This window comes from Actinokineospora spheciospongiae, from assembly GCF_000564855.1.
Lineage (GTDB): Bacteria > Actinomycetota > Actinomycetes > Mycobacteriales > Pseudonocardiaceae > Actinokineospora > Actinokineospora spheciospongiae.
On the sequence record NZ_AYXG01000024.1, the window covers coordinates 42,112 to 56,026 of the forward strand.

15 protein-coding genes are annotated in these 13,915 nt (G+C 69.7%); 10 read left to right on the forward strand and 5 right to left on the reverse strand.

What is annotated here, in order from left to right:
• Window positions 1–21 precede the first annotated feature (21 nt).
• The 6 genes from UO65_RS02980 to UO65_RS03005 all read left to right on the forward strand — a co-directional run bounded on the left by UO65_RS02980 (window position 22) and on the right by UO65_RS03005 (window position 4,211).
• On the forward strand, window positions 22–399 hold the full coding sequence (locus UO65_RS02980) for a YybH family protein (protein WP_035278479.1): 378 nt from the start codon (window positions 22–24) through the stop codon (window positions 397–399).
• A gap of 83 nt (window positions 400–482) precedes the next feature.
• A complete protein-coding gene (locus UO65_RS02985; RefSeq protein ID WP_052020576.1) occupies window positions 483–950 on the forward strand; it encodes a YbaB/EbfC family nucleoid-associated protein in 468 nt (155 codons plus the stop codon).
• Window positions 951–963: 13 nt separating this feature from the next.
• The gene (locus UO65_RS02990; protein ID WP_035278480.1) at window positions 964–1,269 is read left to right on the forward strand and encodes a type VII secretion target; all 306 of its coding nucleotides are present in this window, start codon (window positions 964–966) and stop codon (window positions 1,267–1,269) included.
• On the forward strand, window positions 1,269–3,206 hold the full coding sequence (locus UO65_RS38525; protein ID WP_052020577.1) for a YwqJ-related putative deaminase: 1,938 nt from the start codon (window positions 1,269–1,271) through the stop codon (window positions 3,204–3,206). Before UO65_RS02990 ends, UO65_RS38525 begins: the two co-directional genes overlap by 1 nt.
• Entirely contained in the window at window positions 3,203–3,562 is a 360-nt protein-coding gene (locus tag UO65_RS03000; protein WP_052020578.1) for a toxin-antitoxin system YwqK family antitoxin, read from the forward strand. The genes UO65_RS38525 and UO65_RS03000 overlap by 4 nt, the downstream gene beginning before the upstream one ends.
• Before the next feature lie 22 nt (window positions 3,563–3,584).
• A complete protein-coding gene (locus UO65_RS03005; RefSeq protein ID WP_084175252.1) occupies window positions 3,585–4,211 on the forward strand; it encodes an endonuclease V in 627 nt (208 codons plus the stop codon).
• Between the two features lie 3 nt (window positions 4,212–4,214).
• Here UO65_RS03005 and UO65_RS03010 read toward each other — a convergent pair whose 3' ends face one another.
• From UO65_RS03010 to UO65_RS36515, 3 genes are read right to left on the reverse strand one after another with little or no spacing between them, the layout of a single operon-like run.
• A complete protein-coding gene (locus tag UO65_RS03010; protein ID WP_035278481.1) occupies window positions 4,215–4,571 on the reverse strand; it encodes a hypothetical protein in 357 nt (118 codons plus the stop codon).
• Complete coding sequence (locus UO65_RS03015) at window positions 4,568–5,590, reverse strand: hypothetical protein (RefSeq protein WP_035278482.1); 1,023 nt, start codon at window positions 5,588–5,590, stop codon at window positions 4,568–4,570. The genes UO65_RS03010 and UO65_RS03015 overlap by 4 nt, the downstream gene beginning before the upstream one ends.
• A gap of 13 nt (window positions 5,591–5,603) precedes the next feature.
• Complete coding sequence (locus UO65_RS36515) at window positions 5,604–5,981, reverse strand: hypothetical protein (RefSeq protein ID WP_035278483.1); 378 nt, start codon at window positions 5,979–5,981, stop codon at window positions 5,604–5,606.
• A 95-nt stretch (window positions 5,982–6,076) separates the two neighbouring features.
• Here UO65_RS36515 and UO65_RS03025 point away from each other — a divergent pair, with 95 nt between their 5' ends.
• On the forward strand, window positions 6,077–6,532 hold the full coding sequence (locus tag UO65_RS03025) for a GNAT family N-acetyltransferase (RefSeq protein ID WP_035278484.1): 456 nt from the start codon (window positions 6,077–6,079) through the stop codon (window positions 6,530–6,532).
• 269 nt (window positions 6,533–6,801) lie between these two features.
• Here the strand turns inward: UO65_RS03025 and UO65_RS37845 are convergent, their stop codons facing one another.
• Both UO65_RS37845 and UO65_RS37850 read right to left on the reverse strand, forming a co-directional pair.
• On the reverse strand, window positions 6,802–7,266 hold the full coding sequence (locus UO65_RS37845; protein ID WP_233427420.1) for a hypothetical protein: 465 nt from the start codon (window positions 7,264–7,266) through the stop codon (window positions 6,802–6,804).
• Window positions 7,267–7,299: 33 nt separating this feature from the next.
• Window positions 7,300–7,593, reverse strand: coding sequence for a hypothetical protein (locus tag UO65_RS37850; RefSeq protein WP_233427421.1), 294 nt, complete (start codon window positions 7,591–7,593; stop codon window positions 7,300–7,302).
• Between the two features lie 1,300 nt (window positions 7,594–8,893).
• Here UO65_RS37850 and UO65_RS03040 point away from each other — a divergent pair.
• The 3 genes from UO65_RS03040 (at window position 8,894) to UO65_RS03050 (ending at window position 13,903) form a co-directional block, all read left to right on the forward strand.
• Window positions 8,894–9,619: a hypothetical protein gene (locus tag UO65_RS03040; RefSeq protein ID WP_035278486.1), complete on the forward strand. Its 726-nt coding sequence runs from the start codon at window positions 8,894–8,896 to the stop codon at window positions 9,617–9,619.
• Between the two features lie 82 nt (window positions 9,620–9,701).
• Window positions 9,702–10,871, forward strand: coding sequence for an SEFIR domain-containing protein (locus UO65_RS32960; protein ID WP_052020579.1), 1,170 nt, complete (start codon window positions 9,702–9,704; stop codon window positions 10,869–10,871).
• Window positions 10,868–13,903 carry a DEAD/DEAH box helicase gene (locus tag UO65_RS03050; protein ID WP_035278488.1) on the forward strand — a complete coding sequence of 1,012 codons (3,036 nt, stop codon included), beginning with the start codon at window positions 10,868–10,870 and terminating at the stop codon, window positions 13,901–13,903. The genes UO65_RS32960 and UO65_RS03050 overlap by 4 nt, the downstream gene beginning before the upstream one ends.
• Window positions 13,904–13,915: the final 12 nt, after the last annotated feature.

The window sequence follows — 13,915 nt, forward strand, 5'->3', positions numbered from 1 at the left end:
GATTCGCCGCAGGGTGGAGGCATGACACAGAACAACGCCGAGACCCGCGTCATCGCCACCGAGCCGGAGCAGGTGGCCCGCCTCTTCGTCGAGCGGTTCAACGCCGGTGACGCCGAGGGCCTGGCCGAGCTTTACGAGCCCGACGCGGTGATGGCCTACCCGCCCGGCGCCCGCACCGAGGGCCGCGCCGCGATCCGGGCCGTCTGCGCCGAGATGATGGCCCACATCCCGGAGCTGACCCTGCTCGACGGCCTGCCCGCGGTCCGCAACGGCGACCTCGCGCTCACCTCCACCCGCTCCGCCGACGACACCCCCGGCCGCGTCCAGCTCGTCCGCCGCCAGCCCGACGGCCGCTGGCTGCGCGTCCTCGACCGCCCCGAGGCGCCGCACGACATCTGACCGCCGGGACGCGCCCCGACACGGAACCACCGCCGCGGACGATGCGTCGGACGGGGGGGAGACCGGACGAGGCAGGAGCAGTCGTGGCAGAACCGACCTTCGGGTTCGACGGGGCGCGGACCGAGCAGGAGCTGGAGCGCTGGGCGGCGGGCGTGACCGCCAAGGCCGAGCGCTACCAGGAGATGCAGCGCCAGGTCACCGGCGTCACCGGGACGGCGGTCTCGCGCGACGGCGTGGTCACCGTCGTGGTCGACTCCGGGGGCGCGGTGACCGACATCCGCTTCACCGACGGCATCCGCAACCACACCGGCGACGCGCTGTCGCGCCTGGTGTCGGAGACCATGCGCACCGCCCAGTCCCGCATCACCGACCAGGTCGCGGAGATCATGCGCACCACCGTCGGCGACGACCCGGCGACGGTGGAGGCGGTGGTCTCCAACTACCGCCAGCGCTTCCCCGAACCTGAGCCGGACCAGCGCGACCCGCGACGGCGGTCTCGCGAGGATCTAAACGACGACGACGACTTCGGCGACAACCCGTTCCGGCGCTGAGAGGACCCTCGACATGCCAGACGGCTACGACGTCCTGCCGGACGAACTGCGCAACCACGCGGGCAAGCTCGCCGCCCTCGGCGAACGGCTCGGCACCGCGGTGGACGCGGCGAACCAGGTCACCCTGGGCACCCAGGCCTACGGGGTGATCTGCCAGTTCTTCGTGCCCGTCGTGCAGGCGGTCAGCCAACCCGGGGTCGACGCGCTCGCCGAGGCCGCGGGGTCGATGGACAGCACCGCGAACGGCGTCCGCGCCAACGCGGCCTCCTACGACACCACCGAGCAGGCCAACACGCAGCCGTTCACCGGGGGCCGGTGATGACGAACCCGCTGATCGCCGAGCGCCAGGACTCCACCACCGCCTACAGCGGCATCGGCCTCGCCGAATCCGCGATGGACATCTACCACGGCGTGGAGGGCGGCTCCTGGGTCGAGGGCGGCCTCGGGGTCGTCGGCACCGGCCTGGAGATGCTGTCGCTGGCGCTGGACCCGGTCGGCACGCTGCTGCAGTACGCGGTGTCCTGGCTGATGGAGCACGTCAAACCGCTCTCGGACGCGTTGGACTGGCTGGCCGGTGACGGCGACCAGATCGCGGCGTACGCGGCCACCTGGAAGAACGTCGGCACCGAGACCGCCGCCATCGCCGCCGACTTCGCCACCGAGGTGGTCAACGGCACCGCGGGCTGGGAGGGCCCGGCCGCCGACGCCTACCGGGCGTTCGCCAAGGACAAGCAGGACAAGATCGCCGCAGCGGGCACCGGCGCAGGCACCATCGGCACCGTCGTCGAGGTCGTCGGGATGCTGGTCGGCGCGGTCCGCGAGATCGTGCGCGACCTGGTCGCCGAGTGCGTGGCCACGCTGATCGCCCGCATCCCGCAGTGGATGGCCGAGATCGGCGGCACGCTGGGCGTCGCCACCCCGCACGTGGTGGCCTCGGCGGTGGCGCTGATCAGCAAGTGGGTCAACCGGATCAAGGACTTCATCACCAAGCTGACCCGCTCCCTGGACAAGCTGCGCCCCCTCATGGGCAGGCTCGGCGAACTCTGGGACTCCCTGCGCGACGCCCTGCGCAAGACCCCCGGCACCCCCGACACCACCCCGAACACCCCCGACGCGGTCCGCACCCCCACCTCGGTCTCCGACGTCCTCGACGGCGCCCCCGACGCCACCCGCTCCACCCCCGCCACCCCGGACGCCCCGTCGACCACCACCGACGCCCCGGGTTCGAGCGCCCCCACGACCACGACCCCCTCCGGCGCGAGCACCCCGTCGAGCACCACGGACCCCACCGGCGGCACCCCCAGGACCCCCTCCCCGACCCCGTCGGGCACCACCACCCCGTCCCACGTCGACACCCCCACCGGCAGCGCCCCACCGACCTCGCACACCCCCTCGGGCAGCACGGTCCCCTCCGGCGTCACCACCCCGTCAGCCGCCACCCCGACCGCGCCTCCCAGCGCTCCGGGCACCCACGCCCCCGGCGGCACCACCCCGTCGAGCGCCCCCACCACCCAGACCGGTGGCGGCTCCGGCGGCAACAGCGGTGGCGGCCAACCCCCGCCCGGCGCGCCCACCGACCCACCGCCCCCACCCAGGCCCATCCCGCCGAACCGCACCGGCTCGCAGAGCCTCGGCCACCTCCAGGGCGACCTCACCCGCAACTCCGACGGCCTGATCACCCACGTCAACGGCAAGCCCCTCGACGAGCACCTGCGCGACCTGGCGACCCAGCGCACCGACGAGATCCGCCGGATGCGCGACAACGGCGAGATCTCCGCCAAGGAGGCGGGCCCGGTCAACTCCGTCGCCGTCGACACCCGCACCGGCGAGGTCTTCGAGGGCGTCAACGGCCGCCCGCGCGACGTCATCCCCGAGGCGGACCTGCACCCGGTGCTGCGCGAACGGCTGGAGGAGATGCGCCAGAACGGCCCCTACCAGCAGTACGACCGCGACACCGGTCAGCCGCTGATGCGCGACGGCCAACCGGTGATGACCGAGTTTCCGCACGGTGACAACCCGCTGCGGCACGCCGAGGTCAAGGCGGTCAACGACATGCTGTGGAAGCGCGGCGAGGACGTCGACGCGAGCGTCATGTCGGAGTTCCGGGTGGACAACCGCTTCCCGTTCGGCAAGGAGGGCCCGGGCACCGCCCCGTGCTGCGCCAACTGCAATAGGATGCTGGCAGGCACACCCAGCAACGCGGGCCGCCTCACCTTCGACCGCGGCCACCCCAACAGCGAGTTCCTCCCGGAGTGACCACCATGCGAGTCGAGTACGACGACGTCGAGACCGAGGACGACCTCCGGGTCACCCACCAGGGCAAGCCCTTCACCGGCGAGGTCGTCGAACGCGCCCCCGGCGGCCAGGTCGTCGCCCTCACCACGTACTTCGAGGGCATGGAGGACGGCCCGGCCGCGGAGTGGTACCCCACCGGCGAGCGCAAGGCGGAGGGCGCGGTCAGCTACGGGACCGCGATCGGCGTCCACCAGACCTGGCACCGCAACGGCACCCTGGCCACCCACGACGAGTTCGACCCCAAGGGCAAACTCCTCGTCCGCCGCCGCTGGGACGAGAACGGGGCCGTGCTCGAGGACAGGACCCACCACGGATAACCGGCTCACCCCCGAGGAAGCGGTGGCCCAGCAGCTCGCGCTGGCCCCCCGCGTGATCGGCCACGCCCCACCCGGCTTCGCCCCCACCACCGCCGCGGGCCTCGACGTCGCCTACGAGGGCAACACCGGCCGCCTCGCCGCCGCCGCGGTCTGCGTCGACATCGCCACCGGCGAGGTGGTCGACCAGGCCGTCATCCTCGACCAGACGGATTTCCCCTACATCCCAGGCCTTTTCGCCTACCGGGAACTGCCCTCGCTCCTCAAGGCCCTGGCAGCGCTCACCACCACACCGGACCTCCTCGTCTGCGACGGGCAGGGCCGGGCCCACCCCCGCCGCTTCGGCCTCGCCTCCCACGCGGGCCTGGAAACCGGCATCCCCTCCATCGGCGTGGGCAAGAACGCCCTGGGCGAGTTCACCACCCCCGCCCCCGAACGCGGCTCCTGGACCCCCCTCACCGACGACGGCGAGGTCATCGGCCGCACCCTGCGTACGCAGGACGGCGTGAAGCCCCTCTTCGTCTCCGTCGGCCACAGGATCGACCTGGACACGGCGACGAACCTGGTGCTCACCCTGTGCCGGAAGTACCGTCAGCCGGAAACCACCAGGGCCGCCGACCACCTGTGCCGCGAAGCCCTCAAGGGCGGCTGAGGCTCACAGGTCGCTGCTCGTGGCGAACGGGTCGAAGGACTCGTCCTCCTCCACGGCGGTGGCGATGGCTTCCCGGTTCTCCTCGGCCATCCGCTCCAGGTGCCCCCGCAGCAGAGCCGCGTTGGGCGAGTCACCCGCGAAGACCGCCTGCCAACTGTCCCTCCCGGACTCGATGCGGCGGGCCAACTCGCGCATGTCCTCCCCCAGGTCACCGCGGGCGGCCGCCTCCTGGAGCGCCCGGAGGGCCTCGGGCGAAGGCTCGTTGCGGCGTTGGAACCGGTAGAGGTCCTGCTGGGCGCGGTCGATCACGCTGTCCAACTCGGCCTTGGCGGCGCGGATGCGGTCCTCGGGGGTGGTCACCGGCCCGCCCCGGCCGGGACGGGCGCGCCCGCGGGGGCGGGCGGCAGGGACTCGGCGGTGAAGGTGGCGGCGCAGAGCTTGATCGAGTCGATGACGAGGGTGAGGAAGTTCCAGAACACGGTGATCACCTTGCGGGCGTTGTTCACCATCGTGATGGCCTCCTTGACCGACTCGATCAGCTTCCACTGCCCGTAGAGGGGGATGGAGGCGTTGCTCAGGCCCGCGGACACCACGGAGATCACGGTCTTGATGATGTCGACGACGCACTGGGCCATCTTCACGGCCTGGTCGACCATGTCGGTGAGGTGGTCCGACATCACCCGCATCTTGGCGGCCTGGTCGGCCAGCGCGGTGCCCCACTTGCCCATCTGCCCCGCGGACGCCGAGGCCGCCGCCCCGGTCCAGGTGGCGGCGATCGCCGCCGCCCCGGAGCGCAGGTTCGCCTCGACGGCCTCCACGCACGCCGCGACGCAGTCCCAGGCGGCGGCCTGCATCGAGGCCTTCCGCACGTCACCGGCGATCCACTTGGTGACGTACTCGCGCGGGTCCGGCCCGCCGACCCAGACGATCAGGTCGCACACCTTGTCCAGAATCCACCCGAAGGACACCTCGGGCAGGGTGGCACCCGAAGCGCTGGGCGCGGTCAGCTTCCCCTGCGCCGAACCGACGTCGTCGAACCCGTTCGCCACGCCGTCGTCGGAGGAGTGCAGGACCCCCGTGCCACCGAGCTCGACGAACCGGTCCCGCCCCTGCGCGTCGGCGTCGCGGTAGGCCTCGGCGCAGGAGGTGAGCGCACCCTGCTCCAGGCCGAGACCGCTGCCGTCCTCACCGAGGATGTCGTGCACCTTCGTCAGCAGGCCCGCGTAGTCGCCGGTGATCAGCTCCAGGATGGCACCGAAGTCGGCGTCGGCGATGTTGCCCGTCGCGTACGCCTGAGCGGCCCCGCAGTCGGCCGACGCCCGCCCGGTCTGGGCGGCCCACCCGCCCAGGTCGGCCAGTTCCACGGTCACATCGGTCACGCCGGTTCCCCCGTCATCGTGTTTTCCAGAAGAGCACCAGGTAAGCCGCCTGCGCCACGACCACCCCGAGGATGACCGCCCACTGCGCCCCGAACGACCACTTCCGCCGCACCGCCACACCCACCAGCACCACCCCCACAACCCCGGCCACCACCCCCGCAACCGCCCACCCCACCACACCGGACGTACCCCCCACAACGGCAACGACCAGCGAGAACAACACGGCGCCGATCACCAGCCAGTCACGCAGGACCCCCTCGACCAGCGCAACCGCGAACCGCGGCACCGCCCGCCACCACGCCCGCCGCCGCTCCTCCCCCACGGAGTCGTCCACCTCACCGGCCGCCCGGTACGCAGCCTCGAAGAACGGCCCGTCCTCCCGCTCAACCACCCCGACTCCTCTCCCCACCGACACCTCCGACGCCCACCGCCACCACCGGGTTCCCCACCACCGGTATTTTCCTCCCGCAACCGGAGGAGGCCCCCATGCGCATCATCGTCGACGACCTGAGCGGCCCGGAAATCGCCCACCTGCTCACCGAACACCTCGACGACATGCGCGCGATCACCCCACTGGAGAGCAAGCACGCCCTGGACCTAGACGGTCTCCGCACCCCCGACATCACCTTCTGGTCAGTCCTCGACGCCAACACCCCGGTCGCCTGCGGCGCAATCAAACGCCTGGACGACACCCACGCCGAACTCAAGTCGATGCGCACCGCGGCAACCCACCGCGGCCGCGGCATCGCCGCCCGACTGCTCAACCACATCCTCACCGAATCCCGACGAATGGGCTTCACCCGCCTGAGCCTGGAAACCGGCTCAGCCGACTTCTTCACCCCGGCAAGAACCCTCTATGAACGCGCAGGCTTCACCTACTGCGAACCCTTCGCCGACTACCGCCCTGACCCGCACAGCGTCTTCCTGACCAAAACCCTCTGACGACGCGTTCGCGCCCCGGTCAGGACTCGATGTCGATCAGCGCCGGATAACCGCCTGCCCGCAACCGAACCGGCGCGGCATAAGTGCCGTCGCGCAGCAGGTTCGGAGTTGTGAACGTCGCCCGCTGGACGGCACCGTCTTCAGGAAGACCAACACGTGACCGCGCTGGGTGAACTCGTCCTCCATGGGAACGGGAACACCGACCTGCTTCTAGCTGACCGGCTCCGGGGAGACGTAGACGGTGTCCCAGTCGCCGCCTGCGAGATCACTCAGCAGCACCTCCCCACCGTTCTGCCGCAACTCGCACAGGCGGCGGAGAGCTGTTCGTCCTCAGTCAACCGATGACCTCCATTCGAGCACCCCGTCAGCAGGACGGCGAAAGCGACGAGCAGGGCAACGAGCCTTCTAGTTGTCACAGGTGCCGTAGCTGTCGCGCCGCCACCGGGGTTGCAGCCCCCTGATGTGTCATTCTCGTATTCGTCCTGCGCCCCGGGTTCATTCCCACCGGTCGCCGGATCATCCTGGGCACGCCCGGTCTCACCGATGGCCACCTCGTTGCTCGGCACCAACCTGCCGTCCGAGCCGACAACGACCATCTCACCGTCATGGACCGCCTTGTCGATGTACCCCTTTAGCTTCTCGGGCCCCGCGTCCGGGTGCTCCGCCGCAATCCTCCGTCCGACTTCCTTGTTGTGCAGGTCCATCGCCTCCGCGGTGACGCTGTTGGTGTCCACGCGTTCGTGGGCGGTGGTGTACTGCGCCGCCCACTACGGCCCGAACCGATTCGCCAACATCGCGTTCCAGTAGACGTGACGAAGGGCACCAGAGCGCCCGTCGGTGAGCCCCGCACCCCCAAACACGTTCTCGGCGTCGTGGATGGCGGTCTTGTAGATATCGTAGGCGTCCTTGGCTCCCGCCAGCCCGATGTCATTGAGCATCACGGCCTCTCCCGCGGTCATGTTCTGGGGTTTGACCCCCATCTGCTCCAGCGCCCACCCCAGAACCCCGTCCGGATACCTGACCATCCCACCAGGGTCGACGGTGACGTTGTACTTCCTCAACAACTTGTCGTGAAGGCCGCCCTGCCGCTCCCCGTCGAGGCGGCGTCGGCGAGCGAGGTGGCACCCCGTCGGTCACACCGTCCGCAGCCACCTTGTCCAGCACATCGGACAGGAACCCCTCAATCTCATCGGCCAACCGCAGGACCACCCGGACCCGCTCGCGAAGATCGGCCACCACCGCTTCCTCGTCGGTGCCTCCGGCACCGACCCCGCAGCCCGCACAACCTGGCCATCGTCGTTGACGACCAACCCGTGGGCGCCGGCGACCCCATCGACCTCCCGCACCAACTTCTCGATCACCACCACCGAATCCGCCGCATCCCCACAGCCCGCCGAGCCGCCGCGATCTCGGCGACGATGCGCTCCAACCGATCGCGCTCCGCATGCGTGGCCCGCGCGGCTTCCCCTGCCACGCGTCGGGCGCCCCCGCGGCTGCCCGTTCGTCACCGGTCCCGACGAACAACGCCCATCGCTGTTGAGCGCCCCAACAGCTGCGTCCAGCGGAGCTGCCCGCCACTGCCGAACATCCCCGAAACCGACCATCACCCCACCGCGGAACGCGGCGGTGGCCTCGGCCTCGTACGACTCGGCTGATGCCGTGAGCTTTCGCGCATACCCCGGCGTCTCCACCACCTACGCGGCCAGCCGCGTCCGCCAGGGGTCCCCCGCGCCGACCGCACCCCGTGCGGTCCGAGAACCCGGCAGCGCCGCGCCCACACCCCGGATCGCCGTGTCGGGACTGACTCCACCCGCGACATCGGCCGCATCCGCTGCGGCCCCGGCAGCACGCCGGATCTCCCCAGTGATGACGTCATAACCGTTCGGCCCCCTTCTCAGCGTCGGGACCATTCAAAAGCACGACATCCTCAACCTGAGGTCGGATCAGCGCGTACCACCCGAACAGGCTGATCCGCTCAGCCAAGACAGCACGACATCGGGAGCGGCGGAGCCGCCCCGCCCGAATCGCCCCTCCACCTGAACCGTCACCGATGTCGTCGCTCCGCAGCCCCGTCCGCGAGCAGGCGCGAAGACCGTGTCGACACGCCGACTCCAGCGCGGTTGAAGCCCAACCCGGGCAGACATCAATAATTTCCCGTTCTTTCCTCGCAGGAATTTGACCTCCACCGCAGCTGATCGAATCGCCTCCGAGCAGCCACTCCGCAGTCGATGGAAGATTCCAAGGTTTTCCATGCGATCAGAAATCAGGAAATAGAAAAATTCGACTTGAAATAACGCCGACCAGCGTTCAGGGTATGACCGCGAGCACCGCCCCACCGAATGGACAAGTGAGGTCGCACCCATGCCTGCAATCTCGAAATCCCCGTTGGCGATCGTCGAACGCGCATTCGCCGAGTTGGCCGCGGCCAACCGAACGCCCGTGATCGACTGCTGGGAGGTGGGGATCGACATCGCCGACCGGAACCTGACGGCCGGTGAGGTGGTGGCCATGCTGCGCGACCGGGCAACAGGGCAATCGGCCCACTCCCAGTTGTGGACCGAGACCATTCGGCGTGCCAAGGCGGACGCCCAGCCATGGCTGCTGTTCGCGGTCGCGGGAAGCCTGCCGAAGCTCAAGTGGGCCACCCAGCGCGCGTTGACTCTCCACGGCGGCGAGCGCGAGGACGTCGAGAGCACCGTGCTGGTCGGCTTTATCGAAGCAGTGATGTGCTGCGATAACACCATGCCGAGGCTGGTGCGCCACCTGGCCGAGGTTGCCTTCCAGCGAGCCCGGTACGGCGGCAGGCCGGAAACCGGCGGCTGGGAAGGTTCACCCGCGGACTCGGGGTCCAAGGTCCGACTCCTGCCCTTCACAAGCCCGGCGGGGCATCCGGATCTGCTGCTGGCGAGATTGGTGCGAGATGGCGCGGTGACCCAACTGGAGGCCGACATTATCGCCGCCACCAGGTTCGACGGAATGCACCCCAGGCTGGTGGCCGATCTCCTCGGTATCTCCCTCGCAGAGTGCCACCAGCAGCGCAAGTGCGGCGAGCGGGCGATCGTCGACGTCCTTCGCTCAGCCGCCTGAGCACCCACCACAGCCAGACCCGCGGAATACCCCCACCGGGAGTGATCCGCATCCACACATCCGAAAGAAGGAGAACCGTCCGATGAAGACAGAGATCCGCGAACAGCACCTGGCTGTTCCCCTGCGCCTGCGGGATCAGGGCTCCCGACTGCTGACTCGCCCGCCCGGACCGCTCGACCTGGGCGTGCTGCGCTTGGCAGGCTGCCAGGCGCAGCGGGTCGCACTGTCGGACGACGCTTCCACGGGCCACGACCACCACCTGGTCCGGTTCAACCTCGAACTGGACGTGAACAGCTCGGCCCCGCCATTCGACTGGTACGAGGTGACCCTGTCATTCCCGGAGACCAGCACCGTGGTGGACGCTGCCCCACACACCGCACCCCACCCCGTAGGCGCCCACTCATACGTGGTCAACCACTACGCGAACCTGGTGCCATGTGGAGACCACCCCGGCGACGCGTACCTGCCCGTACGGGACGCGGCCGTGAGCACCTTGGGGGTGGGCACCTCGGTAGTGCGCTGGCAATATCGGCGGGTAACCGGCTTCACCTCGGGTAGCCAGGTGGCCTGGGTCGTCCTGGCAGCACCCGCCGGGACAACGACCCTGCCGGTCAAACTGTCGGTGCGGTTCGACCATGCCGGAGAAGATGTGGATCTGCTCCCGGTCGACCTGCCCATGCACCTCGCGGTCGCCCTCGCTGGATCGGGAGCAGCGTCGGCGCAGACGCCGCTTTTCCCGACCGCAGGCACCCGCCGAACCGCTGAGCCGCAGCCACCCCGCATCTTCATCTGCTATGCCCACGACACCCCCCATCACATCCAGCAGTGTCGAGCCCTCGCCCGGTTCCTGCAGCGGCAGGGCTTCGACGTGCACATCGACCACCTCTACGACAGCACGCGCCAGGACTGGTACGTGTGGGCCCACGAACAGATCACCACTGCCGACTTCACGCTAATCATCGCGTCACCGGCCTGCTGCGTCGTGGGGGATGGGCAAATGCCCGCCAAGCTGCACCGCGGTCTGCAGTCGGAAATGGGCATACTGCGCGAACTGCTGCACACTGATCGAGCACAGTGGACAAAGCGATTGCTCCCGGTGGTCCTCCCGGGCGGGACTCCGGATGAAATCCCCCTGTTCCTGCAGCCCAGGACGGTGGACCACTACCCGGTCCACGCCTTCACCAAGGCCGGTGCGGCTGACCTGCTCGCGGCCCTGCGGCACGATCCGCGCGTCCAGGGTGTCGCGGCGTGACGGGGAACCCCGGTGTCCACGGCCTGTTCATCGGTGCCGGCGAGGTTTGCGTGCCCGGTGCGCCACCGGCGCGCCACGCCGCGGCCGACGCCATCGCTTTGCACGCACTGTTCGCGGACACCATCGGTGACCAGGCGGCTCTGCTGTGCGACCGGGATGCCACCTCGGAAGCGGTCACCGAGCACCTGGCACGGTTGACCAGGATCAGTGGCCCCGATGACACAGTCGTGTTCACCTTCTCCGGGCACGGCACGCGAGATCGGCGGTTGGTCACGCATGACACCGGCGAGGCGTACGCCGGGCTGCCGATCGACGACGTGGTGGAAGCGCTCAGAGCAGTACCCGCCCGCGTGCTGCTGGTCGCGCTCGACTGCTGCTTCTCCGGCATGCCATCCGCGCGGGACCTCAGCGTGCCTGCCCCCTCAAGACGCGGAACCCAGCCGGACAAGAGCGGTCGCGGGTGGGTCGTGTTGACGGCTGCTACCGCGGAGCAGGAAGCGCGGGCACCGGTCGAGCACGGCCACGGTCTGCTCACCTACCACCTGCTTGCCGGCCTCAGCGGGGCACCAGAGGTGCTGGATGGTGACCGGATCGGCCTGACGCGCCTGGTGGACTACGTCCGACGGCAGGTGGGCGGAACGCGGTCGGCAACCGACGCCCGCAGGCAGGACACCACCGCGCGGACCGGCATCGAGGGCAACCCCACCTTACCGGTTCTGAGACCCGGCGCCCGATACCGCGCCGCACACGGAGCGCATCAACCGATCGCGGCGACCGCAGCGCCGTCGAGCCTGGTGCGCCACGGCGTTCCCGAACCGGTGGCAGCGATGTGGGCCAGAGAGGTCGGACACCTCAACAGGCTGCAACTACGAGCGATCAACGAAGCACAGGTGTTGGCGGGCGGAAGTGCGGCAGTGTCGGCACCAACAGCCTCGGGCAAGACCGCCATCGGGAGAATCGTCGCGGACCGAGTGGTCGCCGACGGCGGGCGGGCCGTGTTCCTGCTTCCCACGCGCGCACTGGTGGCGGAGTTGTACGAGCACCTCACCCGCACCCGGACGCCACTGGGCACCCGGATCATCCGGGTGACCGGTGAGCACACCGACCAACTCGCCGACCTGGTGACCGGCGAACACGACATCGCGGTGCTCACCTACGAGATGTTCACCGGCCTGCTGCTCAAGCACCCGCGACTGCTCACTGCGACCCGACTTCTGGTGGTGGATGAGATCCACAACATCGCCTCCGCAACCCGCGGACCGGGGCTCGAGTTGGCGCTGATGCTGGTCCGGCTGCACCAGATCGACCACGGCGGACCGCAGGTCATCGGGCTGTCGGCGGCACCGGGCGGCTTCGGCGACCTGGAAACCTGGCTGCGCGCGACACCGGTGGTGTCGGATCTTCGGCCCGTTCCGCTGCTGGAGGGCGTGTTGACGCCGGACGGGGAGTTCCGCCACCTTGGTCCGGATCGCATCGAGACCGTCGACCACCTGCCCGGGGCGGCGGGACAGGACACCCGCATGGTCGCACTGCTTCGACATCTGATTGCGGACGCAGGCCAGATCCTGGTCTTCTGCTCGACCAAGCGGGCGACGCGGTCGTGCGCGGCAACGGTCGGAGCCGCGCTCGACCTGCCGCCCGCCAACCGGACTCTCGCCGACCTCCCCGACGACGACCTGGGATACGTGGGCGAGCAGCTTCGCGCCCGCCTGCGTCAAGGCGTTGCGTTCCACACAGCCGAACTGTCCCAGGATGAACGCCGCGCGGTGGAGATCGGGTTTCGGGACCACCGCGATGTCCGGGTGCTGGTCACCACGACGACCCTGGCCCAGGGGGTCAACCTGCCTGCGGGCACCGTCGTGGTCGATGGACTGGAACACCCGGACGGGACGCCGTACTCGGTCATCGAGTACAAGAACATCGCGGGCCGAGCGGGCCGCACAGGTCTCGCCGAGCGCGGCCGGTCCGTGATTCTCGCGCGCAGTGCGGCGGACGCGCGGATGAAGTGGGCCACCTACGTACGAGGCACCGGACCGCCGCTGCGCTCCGCGCTCCGCTTGCCGGGGGCCGACATCCGGCGGTGGGTGCTGCACGCCTGCGCAGGCAGGCTGGTCAGCGGGCACAGGCCCACGGGCGCGGACGTGACCGGCTTCCTCCGGTGGAGCTTTGCGGCGCACCAATGCCGGATGACCGACGAACCGGACCCGTTCCCACCAGAAGTGGTGGAGCAGGCGCTCACCGACTTGACGGCCTACGACATGGTGCGTCCGGTCGCATCGGGCCACACCCTGACACCACTGGGTGAAGTCGCGGTCGAACACCACCTCGATCCCGAATCTGTGGCCATGATCGCAGATGTGCTGGCGGAGATGGGCAACGACGACATCAACGGGGCGACCCTCATCGGTGTGGCTCAGTTGACGGCAGAACTGGACCAGGTGCGGTTCGTCGCGGACGCGACTGAGGACGTCGCGTTGTCCCAGGCCCTGAAGCGGCAGCGGCTCGCGCCCGTCGTGCTGGACCGGTTTGGAAGCGGTAGAGCACGCGCGGGGCGAGCCAAACGGGTGGTGGCCTGCCTGGCCTGGTCGCGTGGAGCCCCACTCAGTACCGTCGAACAGGCGCTCGGGGGATCAGTCCGGCACGATCCCGTTCCGGTGCGCCGCGCTGCGGACCGCACAGCCGACGTACTGCCTGCTGTGGTCGGCGTCGCCCGACTGCTGCACCCGGTACCGAAGTTGGCGGCGCTCGGCGCACTCCTGCCCCGGCAACTGCGACTGGGCGTGGTGGACGGTTTGGTCGCTGTGGCGAGCCGTACCTCTGCCGAGGTGGGACGCGGCACGTTCTGCGCGCTCACTGCGGCGGGTGTGAACTCGCCTGCGGCGATCGTGGCCGCATCGGATGCTCTGCTCCTGAGTTGCACGGGCGGCGATCAGGGGCAACTCGGGGAACTGCGGGCCGCAGCGGTTCGAGAAAAGCAGGAACAGCCCGACCTCGCGGCGCTGCTGGCAGAGCCATCGAACGACCATCCCTGATCGGAGGAAGCA